This is a genomic window from Sphingobacterium sp. UBA7625, assembly GCF_002484085.1.
Taxonomy (GTDB): Bacteria; Bacteroidota; Bacteroidia; order Sphingobacteriales; family Sphingobacteriaceae; genus Sphingobacterium; species Sphingobacterium athyrii.
The window spans coordinates 208,017-222,347 of record NZ_DLJD01000031.1; the positions used below are offsets into that span (position 1 = coordinate 208,017).

A 14,331-nucleotide genomic window follows, 5' to 3' on the forward strand; every position below is an offset into this window, starting at 1 on the left:
ATTACCATATCCAAACAGAAATGAGTAACTTTAATGCATATATTTCATAGTCATGAAAGCACAGTTACTGCATTTAGACAACGACCTCACCCATTCATTCAATGCCAGAAGAGACGATACGCCGCAATATCACAATATTTGGCACTATCACGAAGAGCTCGAACTGATTTATTTTGCTGAAGGGTCTGGCACACAATTTATTGGCGACAGTGTACGACGTTTTGAATCCGGAGATATCACTTTGGTAGGCTCCAATCTTCCCCATTATTGGTTGTTTGATGAGATCTACCTACGGGATGATCGTCCGCAGGCCGCGGATATACGGGTACTGCATTTTAAGGAAAACTTCTGGGGGCATGAATTCACCAACCTGCCGGAAAACAAAAATATCAAAGACTTGATGCGAATTTCGAAACGGGGGATTGCACTTTCCAGTTCATGCCGGACGGAAACGATAGCGCATATTGATGCTATATTGGATAGTGTTGGCACCGCCCGCCTTATTCACCTGCTCCAGCTTCTTGTGACCATTGCTGCAGAAGAACAACATGACCTATTAACCAGCACAAGCTTTACGATTCAGTCACAGGACCAGGATGCGGACCGTATGCGCATTGCCATGCATTACATCGGTGAAAATTATCGGGATCAAATCCGTCTACAGGAACTAGCCTCATTGACAGGTATGACTCCGAATTCTTTTTGTCGTTATTTTAAATCACAGCTCGGGAAAACACTTTTTCAGTTTCTAATTGAAATGCGTGTAAAGACCGCATGTAATCTCCTGATGGAAAACAAGCAGACAATCAAACAAATCTGCTTCGAATCCGGATTTCAAAACTTTTCAAGTTTCCACAAATATTTCAAGAATATCACGGGCACAACACCCCTCAACTATCAAAAATCAAAAAGTTAAGACGACTTTGCCCAGCAAGGCGGAATCTTCCATTAAACGATGCGCCGCCGGGGCCTCCTCAAATGGAAGAACACGATACAGGACTGGTTTAAAATCTCCGGAAACAATCTTAGGCCACACCTTAGCCCATATCTCATTACGCAATAGTTCTTTAAATTGACGGTCCCTTGCTCTAAGGGTACTTCCAGTCAATGTAATCCGCTTTTGCATCAATTTCAGCAAGTTCAATTCCACTTTTGCGCCTTGCATGGCATTGATATAAACCAGATGCCCATCGGGGTTCAGAAGAGCTATATTTTTTTCGAAATAAGCACCGCCAATACTATCCAAGATCACATCAACCCCCAGATCGGCCAATGCCAGCTGGAAGTCCTCGCTTTTATAGTTGATTACTTTCGATGCACCAAGGGATTGGCAAAAATCGCCTTTTTCTTCCGAACTTATGGTCGTATAGACTTCCGCCCCAAATAGGGCTCCCAATTGAATCGCGGTACTTCCAATCCCGCCGGCTCCGCCATGGACTAAAAAGTGCTGCCCAGCCTGCAGTTTTCCCCGGCGAAAGACATTATCCCACACTGTGAAAACGGTTTCTGGAAGTGCTGCAGCTTCTTCAAAAGTCAGATTGGGCGGAATAGGAAGACAATGGCCCTCATACACGGCAACATAATTCGCATACCCGCCGCCAGCAACCAATGCGCATACCGGATCACCAATGTTCCAATTATCGACCAAACGTCCTTTTTCCACGATAACACCCGCCACTTCTAGTCCCGGAATACGCGGATCGACACCTGCAGGAGCGGGGTAATTTCCTTTTCGCTGGAAAACGTCCGGCCTGTTCACCCCTGCCGCCTTGACTGCTATCAGCACATCCAAATCACCCATTTGGGGTTGTTCAAGCTCCTCAACATGCAATACCTCCGGACCGCCCGGCTGGGTTATAACTACTGCTTTCATCTGTGAATACTTATTTATTCTATTTTTTTTTGTGCTCTTCTAGAGACCTCTATTTTTTCTTCCCAATATCCGATAGGCCTATGCATCGTTTAACTTCCATATCACCTATCCCGGAATGCCGACATCTTCGTCTGTGTATTTTATTAGGATTTCTTTGGATATTTTTGTAACCGAATATTGAGCGAGAGCATAAAATACCGGGCTAGACGATTATTTTGAACATCCAATATATCGTTACCGACAACAGCACGGGAGATTCCCGTATTCTGATTCATCAAATCGAATCCCTGAAACCGCAGCATACCCAGATTATTACGTCCAAAAGTATATTCCATATAGGCATTGATGATCGTTGGATTGATATTGCTCCATGAACTCGAATACCCCGCATTAAACTTTTGGGACAACTCCAGTCCTATGGTAAAATGCTTACCCATATACGCCTTTGAACCCAAGCCCACAATCCCCGAATGCGCCGTAATATTATCGCGAACGGGCCAATCAAATGTCGCCCGATTCAGCGAATAATTACCATTGAGCTCCGCCTCAAAAATATCGTTCCAGGCATAGCGAAATTGAATCGCCTGTGTGAATAAAAAATGTCCACCAAAGCTTTTCTTATCATTGACATACGATATATTGTTGTAGTAATCAGCATTCCCGTTAAGGCTCATCTGTAAGTTATCCGAAAACAAAGAAGCTGTAAAAAGATAGTAACTTTTGAGATCAAAATAGCCTTCAGTATTGCGGTACGTTGTTTTTTGTACTGTTGAATTAGACTCGATCGTGCGGTTTGCCACAATTTTATCATTGACAAGGTTATAAGCAAGACTAGCTTCAAGATATTGTCCTTTACGCGTCATGGATTTACGATATTTTGAAACGATACTATGTGCAAATTCAGATTTCAGATCCTTATTCCCAATAACAATATTCTGGGTATTGGTATTATCCACTACAGGTTGTATCTGATAAAAACTAGGCTGATTATTTCGTCCATAATAATCTATGGCAAGATCCTCGTCTTTCGTAAACTTCCATTTTAGCCCTGCCGAAGGAACAAGATTGACATTCGGATAGGAAGTTCGTATGTTTTCATTTGTTAAAGCCCCGGTTAATTCCGATGCCTGGACCGCAAAACCCAAATTTATCTTAACATTTTTTCCTATATCCTGACGGTAGACCATCCCGACCTTATTATTAGCAAAAGAATAATCGTATTTTAAACTTAACGAATCTATCTCAGATTGAAGTGTATTATCGATAGTCGAACGACTGGCATCAATTCTTGTGTAATCAAAATCGTAATTGATCTCCAAAACACCGCCCAGATCCACAGGCTCAACAAGTGACAAGCGGCTTTGGATATTTTTACTTTCGTTATTGGATCGGATCATTTGATTTAGGTAAGTATTTGTGACCTTAGGGGGAGTCAGGCTACTATCTATTGCTGTATTATCATCACTTAATACTTCATCTTTATCCAAGGAGTTAAAGTCTGAATGAAAAGTATATAGTATTTTTCGGCCCGGTTTATCAAAAGTACGCACATAAAACAGATCAAGGGCTGCTGCAGGGCTCTCGGTACTATTCGCGGCCTCATATTTACCCGTACTGCTCAATCTATTGTTTCTTATCCGCCGATCTTTTAATGTTCGGCCTGTGGAATTGGTCCAGGACAGTTTTGGAGAGATCTTTAATTGATCTTTAGACGACAGCTTCATGTCAAAGTCCCAGTCCATCTTGTGTGTCCGGTCAACCGACTTTATTTTGTAATCCTCATAGTTACTGATTGCTGTATTACTTCCTTTTCCAGAGCCATAGATAGACTGCAAAAAAGAATTTCCTACCGTATTATTATTACGCTGTGTAAAAGAATATTTTCCACTGGCGTTCACCTTTTTGGAAAGCGGACTGGAAAAACTTGCCCCAATAGAACTTATCTTATTAACACCATCGGTGGGATCAGCAAAATCCGCCAGTTCGCCCATCTCCCGTTCCCGCTCTCCTCCATTCGGAGAACCGAAGGAAAAGAGATTGGTATTTGTGTTATTCATCGAAGACACCATGGAATATTCCTTTCCATTATCAAATCTATTCACCCCGATACTTCCCAAATAGCGCTCTGCGGTTCCCCCGCCCAATGTCGCCTGCCCAAAGGTGATTTTTTTCTTATCTTCCTTAAGAACAATATTCAGTACTTTCTCGGACTCTGCGCTTTTGATCCCTTTGGCCGTGGCTTCATCGCCATAAAAGTCAATGACCTGCACACTCTTCACGAAATCTGCCGGAAGGTTCCGTGTAGCCGTAAGCACATCGCCACCAAAGAATTTTTTACCATCAACTTTTACCGAAGATATCGCTTTCCCAAAAGCATAGACGGATCCGTCTCTGGATACTTGCACGTTGGGCAAGGCTTTGAGCGCCTCCTCTAAAAGTGCCCTTCGATCGAACTGAAAAGCCTCTAGATTAAACTGTACGGTATCTTGCTTATAAACAATAGGTTTGTATTTTTGAATAACGATTTCTTTGAGCAAGGATACATGTGGAAACATGGTCAATTTCCCCACATCTAATTTGGCTGTGCTGCTATTATATAGTGGATAACTTCTTTCGAGAATACTCAAACCTATCTGGCTACAGCTTATGCGAATGTCGTTGCCCAGAACCCGTCCAAAGCGGAAATAGCCGGTAGCTGAAGTTGACGTAAATAAGGTATCACGCGAGCTCGTCAAATGCACGCTAACACCTTTCAGCGGACTGCCGGCAGTATCTACAACAATTCCATAAACTTCTTTTTTTGTCGCCTGACCAAAAGTGCTTTTAGGCAGAAAAAATAAGCTTATAATGGATAACAAAAGTATAAACCGGATTATATCCCCGCCCCTTAGTTTCATCAAACAGACTTTGCAATAATACAATTCAATATAAGAATTCTTAAGCTATTAACGTAAAAAGTTGTGATTTTGTATAAAAAAAAACGAGTTGTTAGGAAAACAACTCGTTCTTTCAACTAATTTTTTATAATCTGTTACTCACCGGCAAAGGTAACCTTCACAAGATGTTTGTCAATTTCCCAACGGCCAGTACCATCCTCACCAATAACATCAAATAATTCCAGGATACGTCGCGCAACAAATTCCTCCTCTACCTGCTCTTCAAGGAACCATTGTACAAAGTTGAAGGTTACATAATCCTTCGCTTTGGCACATTTATCAGCAATATTATTAAATTGCTCTGTTACAAACATTTCCTGCTCCAAAGTCTGCTCAAATACACCACGGAATGATTCAAAATCTTGTGGGATACCTGTGATCTCCGGAGAGATTGCACGTCCACCACGATTGTTGATGTAGTTGAAAAGTTTCAACATGTGCTCACGCTCTTCGTTAGACTGCTTTGCAAAAAACTCAGCAGCGTTTTCTAAACCTTGATCATCACACCATGAAGACATCGCCAGATATAGTGCCGAAGAGTGTGCTTCTACTTTGATCTGTGCATTTAGTATATTTTCGATCTCTTCTTTCAAAGAAGATTTTAATTTCAATAAATCTTTCATATTTACCTTAAGTTTAATTTCTAAAACAATATCAGGTGATATACCTTATCATCCGATTACATTACAAAGATACATCGGATTTGGAAAATCTGTATAAATAATCTGCAATACAAATTCAGTCTAAATTAGACAGGCAAACCGCAACTTGTTTAGAATCAATACAATTACAAATACCGTTCATAGATACTTTCAATAACCCATAAATTTAATTAATGATAGCCCCATTACCCAAAAAAACGTCTATTTTCAATAAATAAAGCAGGACAAGAAAAGGATACTTATTTAATTTTAATTTAAATAAGCAAACCATATAACAGAAAAAGCGGTGTATCTCTTGTTTAGACACACCGCTTTTTCTGTTATTATATATAAAATATGTGCTTATGCCAAGACAGCAAAAGGCGATACCTGTAGACAGGTTCGGATGACCGAATTTAATTCCATCATAAACTTAGCGCCATCCAGCAGCTCGCGAAGCTGAAGTACATCCTCTACGGCAAGAATGAAGCATCTCTCTGTCCGAAAAGGCATAACAATCTCAAAATCAGATGAACGTGTGGTATCATTGATCATGTATTCTACATCAATGGCATCCATACGCTTTTTGAATTTCAAAAAGTCTGACACCGAAAAAGATGTCGTTTCGTTATTATACTCCAACCAGAAGCAATTTTTACGGCTACATTGATAAACCGTACCAGCTGTAGTGGAAAATACTTCTTCAACGTGCGCTAATGGACAAACCAATTTTGACATTTTTATTACCTTCTCTTTTAAACTGCTCAAAAATAAATATTATTTATAATCAATCCAAGTAAAACAGCTAATTATTTTGATTTAATATAAATAAGCTCCCCGTCCGGTATTGCTGGCAAGTTGCGAATCTCCCCGAACAGGCCAAAAAAACAAGCAAGCCGAAGAAGCGAGCAGCGCTTGAATATCTAAAAAAGCCGGCACAACTCGATGGTTCCCATAAAAAAAGGAGGTCAGCTTAAACTGACCTCCTTCCTTATAAGTATGTAATATTTTTTAATCGTATTCTTCCTCTTCTTCTTCCTCTACGGAAAGTACTTCTTTGCGATTGCTAATAACTGTATTTTTTGTCTTTGTTTTATATTTGTTAATCTGCCTACGTAAGGATTCTACAGCGATATCCGTCGCCTCCTCAAAACTCTTCGCCTGCCCTTTTGCGAAAAGTTGGCTTCCGGGAATGTTCAGTTTGATCTCTGAAATCTTATTTGCCTCGTCATCGACATTTTCCAATCGCAGGTAGCATTCACCACCGATAATTGAATCCAAAAACTGCTCTAATTTTCCTGTCTTCTTTTTAATGAATTCGATTAACTTTTGATCTGCATTAAATCGAATGGATTGCACAGTAATGTTCATTTTTCCTCCTTTTTTTAAGCTTTTGGATGAGCTTGTTTATAAATAGACTTCAATCGTTCTGCTGAGTTGTGCGTGTACACCTGCGTTGCCGCAAGTCCTGCATGTCCCAACAGTTCTTTAATTGCATTTAAATCTGCCCCGTTATCCAGTAGGGCCGTTGCGAACGTATGCCTCAAAATATGAGGGCTCCGTTTACCTTGTGTGGAAATCAGTGTTAAATAACGATGCACAATATCATAGATTAGCTTGGCATACGCTGGTTTCCCTTCTTTCGTAACAATCAGTAAGCTGTTATTAGTATCAACAAATTGCGACGCCTTTTGTTGCAAATAGTTTTTCAATTCTTTTACCAAAAGATCATTTATCGGAACAAGCCTTTCTTTGCTCCTTTTACCTAATATAAGAATATTTTTGTTAAAAAAATCTATATCCTGCTCCTTAATTTTCAACAGTTCGGCCAAACGAATTCCCGTCCCAAAAAGAAGTTCCATGACCATGTAATTGCGGCGTGACTCAAAATCATCCTGCTCTTGTTCCAGATGATCCAGCAGACGAACCAGTTTTTCTTTCTCCACAACGACGGGAAGCTTCTTTGCCGTCTTTAAGGCCTTAATAAGTGTCATGGGATTTTTATCCAGGCAGTCTTCACGTTGAAGAAATTTAAAATAGGTGCGCAACGAAGACATGCTTCGATTGACAGAACTCGCATTCTTACCGGACTCCATCATCTTCGCGAAGTAATGCCGTAAATCCCGGTAAACAACATCCGATAACACAAGTCCCTCAGCATTTAAAAAAGACCAAAACATCTCCAACTCGTGCCGATAGGCAACAACCGTATGTTCTGAATATCTTTTTTCAATCTGCAAATACCGAATAAACTCCTTTTCCAACATAATTTCCCTCGCTATACTATCCTTAAATTACAAACTTAAAAGCACAAAAAAAAGGGAAAAGCAATGCTTTTCCCTTTATATTTTTAAATTCTCAGCGAATCAATTAGTTAGCCACATCTTGATTCAAAGATTGTTTGTAAATCGCTTTTTTCACTTGAATGCGACGAGTTACAGATCTCTTTTCATAAGCTTGACGTGAACGCAACTCTCTTAAAACGCCAGTTTTCTCGAATTTCTTCTTGAAACGTTTTAATGCTCTATCTAAAGATTCTCCTTCTTTTACATTTACGATAATCATGCGTTGTATATACCTCCTTTCGTCGCTTTTAAAATTTAAAGTGGGACAAAGGTACGATATTTACATTGAATAAGAAAAGAAAAATAAATTTTATATTAATCCAAATTCCTCTAAAATCGTTCTCAAAGGTTTCTCCTTGGTACACAATGCCGTATGCCAGCCTAATTGCTTCGCTGTAGCCAAATGCTGCGGGCTATCGTCGATAAATAACGTCTCCGCAGGATTTAATTCCTGCTCCGCCATGACCAATTCGAAAATCTCGGCGTCCGGTTTACGCATGCCCACCAAATGCGAATAATAGGTCTTTTCAAAAAATCCTTCGTTGTCGGCAACAGCATATTTTTCATAAATAGCATTCATGCAGTACGCATAATGAATAGCATTATTATTGCTCAACAAAAAAGTACGGTACTCTTCTTTCAATTGCAATAATAACGCATGATGTCCCTCCGGAACGCCAATCAATAAACTGTTCCATGCGCCATCAATTTGCGCGTCGGTCAGGGCTGGATTTTTGGTAATCGCACGAATCCCATCCCGGAATTCCTCAGCACTAATTTTTCCCTTGTCAAAATCGTCAAAAAGTGCACTTTGACCATGATGCCCAAAAACTTCGTCAACATTTTCTATACCTAACTGAGTAAAAGCAACTTTCAACTTCATAAAGTCGATCATGAAGATTACATTTCCATAATCAAGAACAATATTTTTAATTTTTTCCATCGAATTATTTTGAAATACCGATACAAATATCGATAATTGCATCGTCAAAACGGCATAACCGATGCTAAAATTGACAAAACAAACGACCTGCTCCTATAGCTCAGTCGGTTAGAGTAGAAGACTCATAATCTTTTGGTCCCTGGTTCGAGCCCAGGTGGGAGCACAAACAAAAAGTCGCTTTTCCATATTGGAAAGCGACTTTTTTGCGTTTAATTCCCGCTCTTCACCTATTTTCGCCGGATAGTACCTATTACCGTCTGCACAGGTTTACCATCTGTTTTAGCCATTTTACAATTCGTTAGAACAAATGCCCAGGATAACTACAAACCGGAATGTCGTTAGATATCTTTTCTATTATCATCTGAATCAATATCAATCAGTTTGTTGTACGGATCCACACCGACCTGTGTAGGTTTTTGATCTACAACCAATGTCAACGTATTATTGATCTGATCAATACGATGTTTTTTGAGGTAAATTTCCTGTGGTTTGCCATTGTTCTTATCCGCCGCTTTTGAAAAAACACCAACCTCAATATAGTCCCTCAGTGGCAAGGATTTCAATGTCACCCGATCTGATTTTTTAAATAACAACGGTTTGCTTCCTTGATCATTGTAACTCTTTTTCCCATTGGCATCCACGCGATACTTAGCCACTTCGAATTGAATATCCACTTGATATTTTCCATTTTTCAACTTTTTAGTACTCACCTTCTCCACTTTATTATTGTACAGGGTGATCGTCTCAAACATGTCTTTAATCAGATAACGCAGGGAGTCAGGTGTCGCTCTGCGAAAGTAATCCACAAATTCCAAGGATGTTGTATAAGGTGGATTTTGGAAGGCCGTACTTTCCAAATAAGCTTTTGCTGTTTGGTTGAATACATCTTCCCCAAGGTAGTCACTCAGCGCGTACAATACCAATGAGCCTTTTTGATAATGGATATACATTTGGTTCTCATTGTACATGAGCGGTTTTTCCCCTAATTTCTCCGCGCTTCTTCCAGTTAAGTAGCCATCCAGTGCGTCTTTGAGAAACTTGCGCATCTGTCCTTTTCCATACCTCTTTTCCAGTACTTTCAAAGAGGAATATTCAGACATACTTTCTGACATCAATGTGGCTCCCTGCGTATTGGCACCGACAACTTGATGTGCCCACCACTGATGCGCTATTTCATGCGCGGTCACAGCATATGGATAATCCACCGCATCGTCTTTTTTCTCATCCACATCCGCAATAAAACCTATCGCCTCCGAGAAGGGAATGGTATTGGCAAAAGACTGCGCAAAAGTTCCGGCTGTTCGGGGAAATTCAACGATTCGAAGTTGCCGATGTTGATAAGGACTATATTGGCTGGTATAATAGGCCAAGGAAGCCTTGCTCGAAGCCATCATCCGATCAAGATTGTAGGTATGCCCTTTGTGGTAATAGATTTCCAAATTAACACCATTCCATTGATCCTTTTTCACTTCATATCGAGCGGAATTAAAAGCAAAGAAATTCAGAATCGCTGAATCCATTTTATACTGGTAATATTTTCTTCCGTTTTTCTCCCACTGTTTGGTCAAGTACCCCGGAGCAATGGCCAATTGATCTCTATCCGTACTTACAGTTGCCTCAAACCGAATCCAGTCTGCATCATTTGAAATATAATTGTTCTTTCGCGCATTGGAATCCGTGGCCAAAGCCATACGATCCCGGTAAGGTAATCCATATTTTTTACGGATATCATTATCCACCAGCTCGCCCTGATCTAAATAACCGATATTCGGAAATAGCATATTGTTAATGAAAGTTCCATTGCCTTTAACGGGAGACTTTTCATTGACCCAGGTATTAACCGGACTAACTGTACTAAAGTTTAAGATGATAGAATCCCCCGGTGCCATTGGCTTGGCCAACTTATAGATATTGAAATTATAAATATCATCGGCCGATATCAGCTTATGAGGCACATCGAAAGAAAAAGTATAGTCATAGTCATTATAATTGACAAAAATAGAGTCTATGGCAACCGTAGTCTTATTCTTGAGCACATAAGAAGCCTGTGCTTTAAAGCTACGCGTGGAAGGATAGATATCCATATTGAACTTGATGTCAACAACACGGGGCTGAGGTCGAAATTGATATTTTTTGTACTTCTTTTCCCATTCCACGGACTGCTTTTCATGATCAAGACTTGTATAATAAGGATTTTTAATATGGTTCTCATAATATATGCCCGCACCGATCCCCACAAAGCCAATAAAGCTCAGGAGAAGGACAGTTATACTCGCCGGGCTTAAGTTTGTTTTTAATATTTCCCAACGCTCCCTCATCCCCGAAAATCCACCTCTACGCCAAAGTAAGAGGGCTATCGTAAGAAAGAACACCGCAAATAGCAGCCAATAGACGCGATAAGTTAAAAAGGGTAAGATATAGCCAAAACCGTCCATATCTGAATAGTCAAGCCCCGGCCCTTGGTTAAACTGATAAATCGCCTGCTCCACGCCTACCATCGATAAAAATGGCAATCCGATAAATAAGGTTAACAGGACAAAAAAACCAGCCAGATAATTTTTGAAGAGCGTATGTACAAAGATGGCCACAAATAGCCATACGATATTTGCCAACATACCATACACCATCAAGTGCATGATGTATTGCCCGATTTCGAAATGATAATAATGATGATAGACCTGAAATGCCATACAGGTGAGCATCACCACTGCAAGCAAGGTCAGTTGCATTAAGATGATCGCGATTATTTTGGAGCCCAAGAGCGCCCAGTTCGGAACTGGTGTCGCATCCAATAATCCGCCCATCCGTGTAATGCTGCCACGATGAACCAATAAACCACTGAAGAGGAAAGTCAGAATCAACAAAAAGAATTTAAAGGTCGTTCCCGGTATCATCAGCATTTTCCAGGTAACAGGATAAGTCGAGGTACCGAAAATCGCACCGATTGTACTAGCCATCAAGATGATAAACAATACGCCGACCAGGGTTAGAATCAAAAAAACCGAATTTTTAACAATGTATCGATAGTCATACCGCGCAAGTGTCCAAGTCGTTTTCAGATAGTGGACGATTGAAAAGTCATAGTTCACTTTCGGTAGATTGAGCCGAAAAACACTGTCAAAATTATTTTTTGTCAATCGTTTTCCTTTCTTGCCTGTCTTCACTGAAATAGAATCCTGTGAGAAAGAAAATAAAAGGTAAAATCCGCCAATAAACAATGCGGCTACAGCAAGCCATATCAGACGATTATAGATAATTGCTCCCAGAAAAGGAAGATTGTTTGTGTTCTTTTCTTCAGGAGACCAATATTGCGTGTAGTAAGAAATGGCGCTATCACCAAAGGGATCTATCAATGCCCCGAGATAACGATGATCAGCGTTTGTTGTCAGATTCTGGACAAGTACCTGTACAATAATAAGCACCAGCACCGCAACAAAACCTACATATACATTACGGGTAAAAGTGACCAATACAAAAATAATAGCGCTAAGAATAACCAGATTGGGGATAACCTGAATAAGATAGGTCTGGAAGTAGGCTAAAATATGTACGGGACCCAACAAATCTGGATTAATCCCCGGAACGAACTGTGCAACAACAATACCTAAGGTGGATGCCAGTACGATGACGAGTACGACGGCTATCGATCCAAAAAACTTGCCCAATAGATAATCTGTTTTGGTAAACGGATAACTAAAGAGAATGGTATGTACATTATATTGAAAATCCCGATAAACACAGGCCCCCACAATCGAGGGAATTAAGAAATAGATAATGGAAGACATCCCGTTTATCATCTCATTAATAGCCCAAGGCGAATTTCTGATGGTATTGGATGATGTCGTCGCTGTGACGCCATCAAATATCCCTAGTGAGGACAACATGATGAACAACGACAGGACAAAGAATAAAGCCATATAAATATAGACGGCAGCACTCTTAAACCAACGTGTAAACTCAAAATTAAAAATTGGACTAAACATGGCGCTGGTCAGTTTTTAGTGCAACAAAATAGACATCTTCCAGTTGCCCTTGTGCATTTACGAAGGATTCATCTGGCTGCACGTCACTATAAACCCGGATATTGAGCGTATTATCCTGATTATAGTTTGTAGAAATTACATTATACTTCTGTGTATACTCATCCAATTGATCGCGGCTAATGATCCGTACCCAGATCTTGCCTTCCAATTGTTCTATTGTCTCCTTTGGCGTGCCGCGCAATAGTATTTTACCCCCATTGAGAATAGCAAGTTCATGGCATAATTCGCGGACATCATCCACAATATGTGTCGAAAAAATAACCGTATGATTGGTTCCGATCTCCCGCAATACATTTAAAAAACGATGCCTTTCAGCCGGATCCAGTCCCGCAGTAGGTTCGTCAACAATAATCAGTTTGGGATCGTTCAGCAATAACTGGGCAATGCCGAAGCGTTGTTTCATTCCCCCCGAATAACCACTCACACTCTTGTTTCGGACATCCCAGAGGTTGGTTACTTCCAGTACACGCTTGATGATAGCCTGCCGATCAGCACCTGTCTTAATTCCTTTGAGTTTCGCGAAATAGTGTAATAAATCTATCGCCGAAAGGTTCGGATAAACACCAAATTCCTGTGGTAAGTAACCCAAAATTTTTCGCAGTTCCATTTGCTTTCCAAGGACATCAATATCACCAAAAGTAATGCGGCCATGATCGGGCTTCTGAAGGGTAGCTATAGTGCGCATCAAGGATGATTTTCCTGCTCCATTTGGTCCGAGGAGACCAAACATTCCCGGCTTTATTTCTAAGTTTACTTCGTCTAGTGCTTTTACACCATTAGGATAGGTTTTACTGAGATTTTCTATTGATAAATTCATAAATAAGTTTAACTGTTAATAATTCGTTAGTATACAGCAACGACAATTTGTTACAACAATATAACAAAAGTTCACAAGAAAACAGGTAGATCTACCTATTTTTCAATAAAATATCAACTAAAAACAGTTATTGCCCATACAGTTCATCGAGGTATGAAAACCATATAGGCAGATTGGAATGGCCGCTTAGAGCTTTAACTCAAATAGACTTACCGTGGCCTTATCATAGTGTGCGGGCAGACCGGATGTATCGCGAAGTTTCTTTAATCCCAGAAATTCGAAACCACATCTGGTATAATGTTCAATAAGTCCCTTATTTTCCCCCACCGTATCCAGGCGAACAAAATTCTTATTATTTGCAATGGCATATTCAATCGCCCAATGCACAATGTACTGAACGAGGTTCTTACCTCTAAAATCGGGATTTGTGGCAATGCGATGAATATAAACCGCCGGATCTTCATTTCTTTCTTCCCAGATATCAGGGTCGTCGAATGTAGTCGCCCAGACACAGACAATATCCCGATCGGCAACCATTTTCCATTGCCTATGCTCTTTCAGTTCCTGCTCAATAAGCTTCCGGTCAAATTCAGGCCAAGAAACCATGGATTTTGCTTTTTGAAAATCTGTCGCAAACTTATAAAACTTAAAAATCGAATCAATATCCTGCGGGGTGCTATTCCGTATCTGTAATTCCATTATTATCACTAAATTACTGTTATCAACTTTGCCT

12 protein-coding genes and 1 tRNA gene are annotated in these 14,331 nt (G+C 40.2%); 2 read left to right on the plus strand and 11 right to left on the minus strand.

Annotated features, from left to right (window positions below):
- Window positions 1-52 precede the first annotated feature (52 nt).
- Window positions 53-916: an AraC family transcriptional regulator gene (locus B4G94_RS15120; protein ID WP_286859871.1), complete on the plus strand. Its 864-nt coding sequence runs from the start codon at window positions 53-55 to the stop codon at window positions 914-916.
- Here the strand turns inward: B4G94_RS15120 and B4G94_RS15125 are convergent.
- The 8 genes from B4G94_RS15125 to B4G94_RS15160 form a co-directional block, all read right to left on the minus strand.
- A complete protein-coding gene (locus tag B4G94_RS15125; protein WP_286859873.1) occupies window positions 905-1,873 on the minus strand; it encodes an NAD(P)H-quinone oxidoreductase in 969 nt (322 codons plus the stop codon). The two genes, B4G94_RS15120 and B4G94_RS15125, sit on opposite strands and share 12 nt — an antisense overlap.
- 143 nt (window positions 1,874-2,016) lie before the next feature.
- A complete protein-coding gene (locus B4G94_RS15130) occupies window positions 2,017-4,770 on the minus strand; it encodes a TonB-dependent receptor (RefSeq protein ID WP_286859875.1) in 2,754 nt (917 codons plus the stop codon).
- A 134-nt stretch (window positions 4,771-4,904) separates the two neighbouring features.
- Window positions 4,905-5,432 carry a ferritin gene (locus B4G94_RS15135; protein WP_108637070.1) on the minus strand — a complete coding sequence of 176 codons (528 nt, stop codon included), beginning with the start codon at window positions 5,430-5,432 and terminating at the stop codon, window positions 4,905-4,907.
- A 381-nt stretch (window positions 5,433-5,813) separates the two neighbouring features.
- Window positions 5,814-6,188, minus strand: a complete 375-nt coding sequence (locus B4G94_RS15140) for a DUF6686 family protein (protein WP_108637071.1) — start codon at window positions 6,186-6,188, stop codon at window positions 5,814-5,816.
- Between the two features lie 273 nt (window positions 6,189-6,461).
- Complete coding sequence (hpf, locus tag B4G94_RS15145; RefSeq protein WP_108637072.1) at window positions 6,462-6,821, minus strand: ribosome hibernation-promoting factor, HPF/YfiA family; 360 nt, start codon at window positions 6,819-6,821, stop codon at window positions 6,462-6,464.
- A gap of 14 nt (window positions 6,822-6,835) precedes the next feature.
- Window positions 6,836-7,717, minus strand: a complete 882-nt coding sequence (locus B4G94_RS15150) for a tyrosine-type recombinase/integrase (protein WP_108637073.1) — start codon at window positions 7,715-7,717, stop codon at window positions 6,836-6,838.
- A gap of 103 nt (window positions 7,718-7,820) precedes the next feature.
- Entirely contained in the window at window positions 7,821-8,015 is a 195-nt protein-coding gene (rpsU, locus tag B4G94_RS15155; protein ID WP_046672133.1) for a 30S ribosomal protein S21, read from the minus strand.
- A 90-nt stretch (window positions 8,016-8,105) separates the two neighbouring features.
- On the minus strand, window positions 8,106-8,738 hold the full coding sequence (locus tag B4G94_RS15160) for an HAD family hydrolase (RefSeq protein ID WP_286859879.1): 633 nt from the start codon (window positions 8,736-8,738) through the stop codon (window positions 8,106-8,108).
- An 89-nt stretch (window positions 8,739-8,827) separates the two neighbouring features.
- Between B4G94_RS15160 and B4G94_RS15165 the strand changes: the two genes are divergently transcribed.
- Window positions 8,828-8,901: transfer RNA gene (locus B4G94_RS15165), tRNA-Ile, on the plus strand.
- 175 nt (window positions 8,902-9,076) lie between these two features.
- Here B4G94_RS15165 and B4G94_RS15170 read toward each other — a convergent pair.
- The 3 genes from B4G94_RS15170 to B4G94_RS15180 all read right to left on the minus strand — a co-directional run bounded on the left by B4G94_RS15170 (window position 9,077) and on the right by B4G94_RS15180 (window position 14,297).
- On the minus strand, window positions 9,077-12,721 hold the full coding sequence (locus B4G94_RS15170) for a M1 family aminopeptidase (RefSeq protein ID WP_286859881.1): 3,645 nt from the start codon (window positions 12,719-12,721) through the stop codon (window positions 9,077-9,079).
- The gene (locus B4G94_RS15175; protein ID WP_108637076.1) at window positions 12,714-13,598 is read right to left on the minus strand and encodes an ABC transporter ATP-binding protein; all 885 of its coding nucleotides are present in this window, start codon (window positions 13,596-13,598) and stop codon (window positions 12,714-12,716) included. The genes B4G94_RS15170 and B4G94_RS15175 overlap by 8 nt, the downstream gene beginning before the upstream one ends.
- Before the next feature lie 186 nt (window positions 13,599-13,784).
- Entirely contained in the window at window positions 13,785-14,297 is a 513-nt protein-coding gene (locus tag B4G94_RS15180; protein WP_286859882.1) for a GNAT family N-acetyltransferase, read from the minus strand.
- Window positions 14,298-14,331 lie beyond the last annotated feature (34 nt).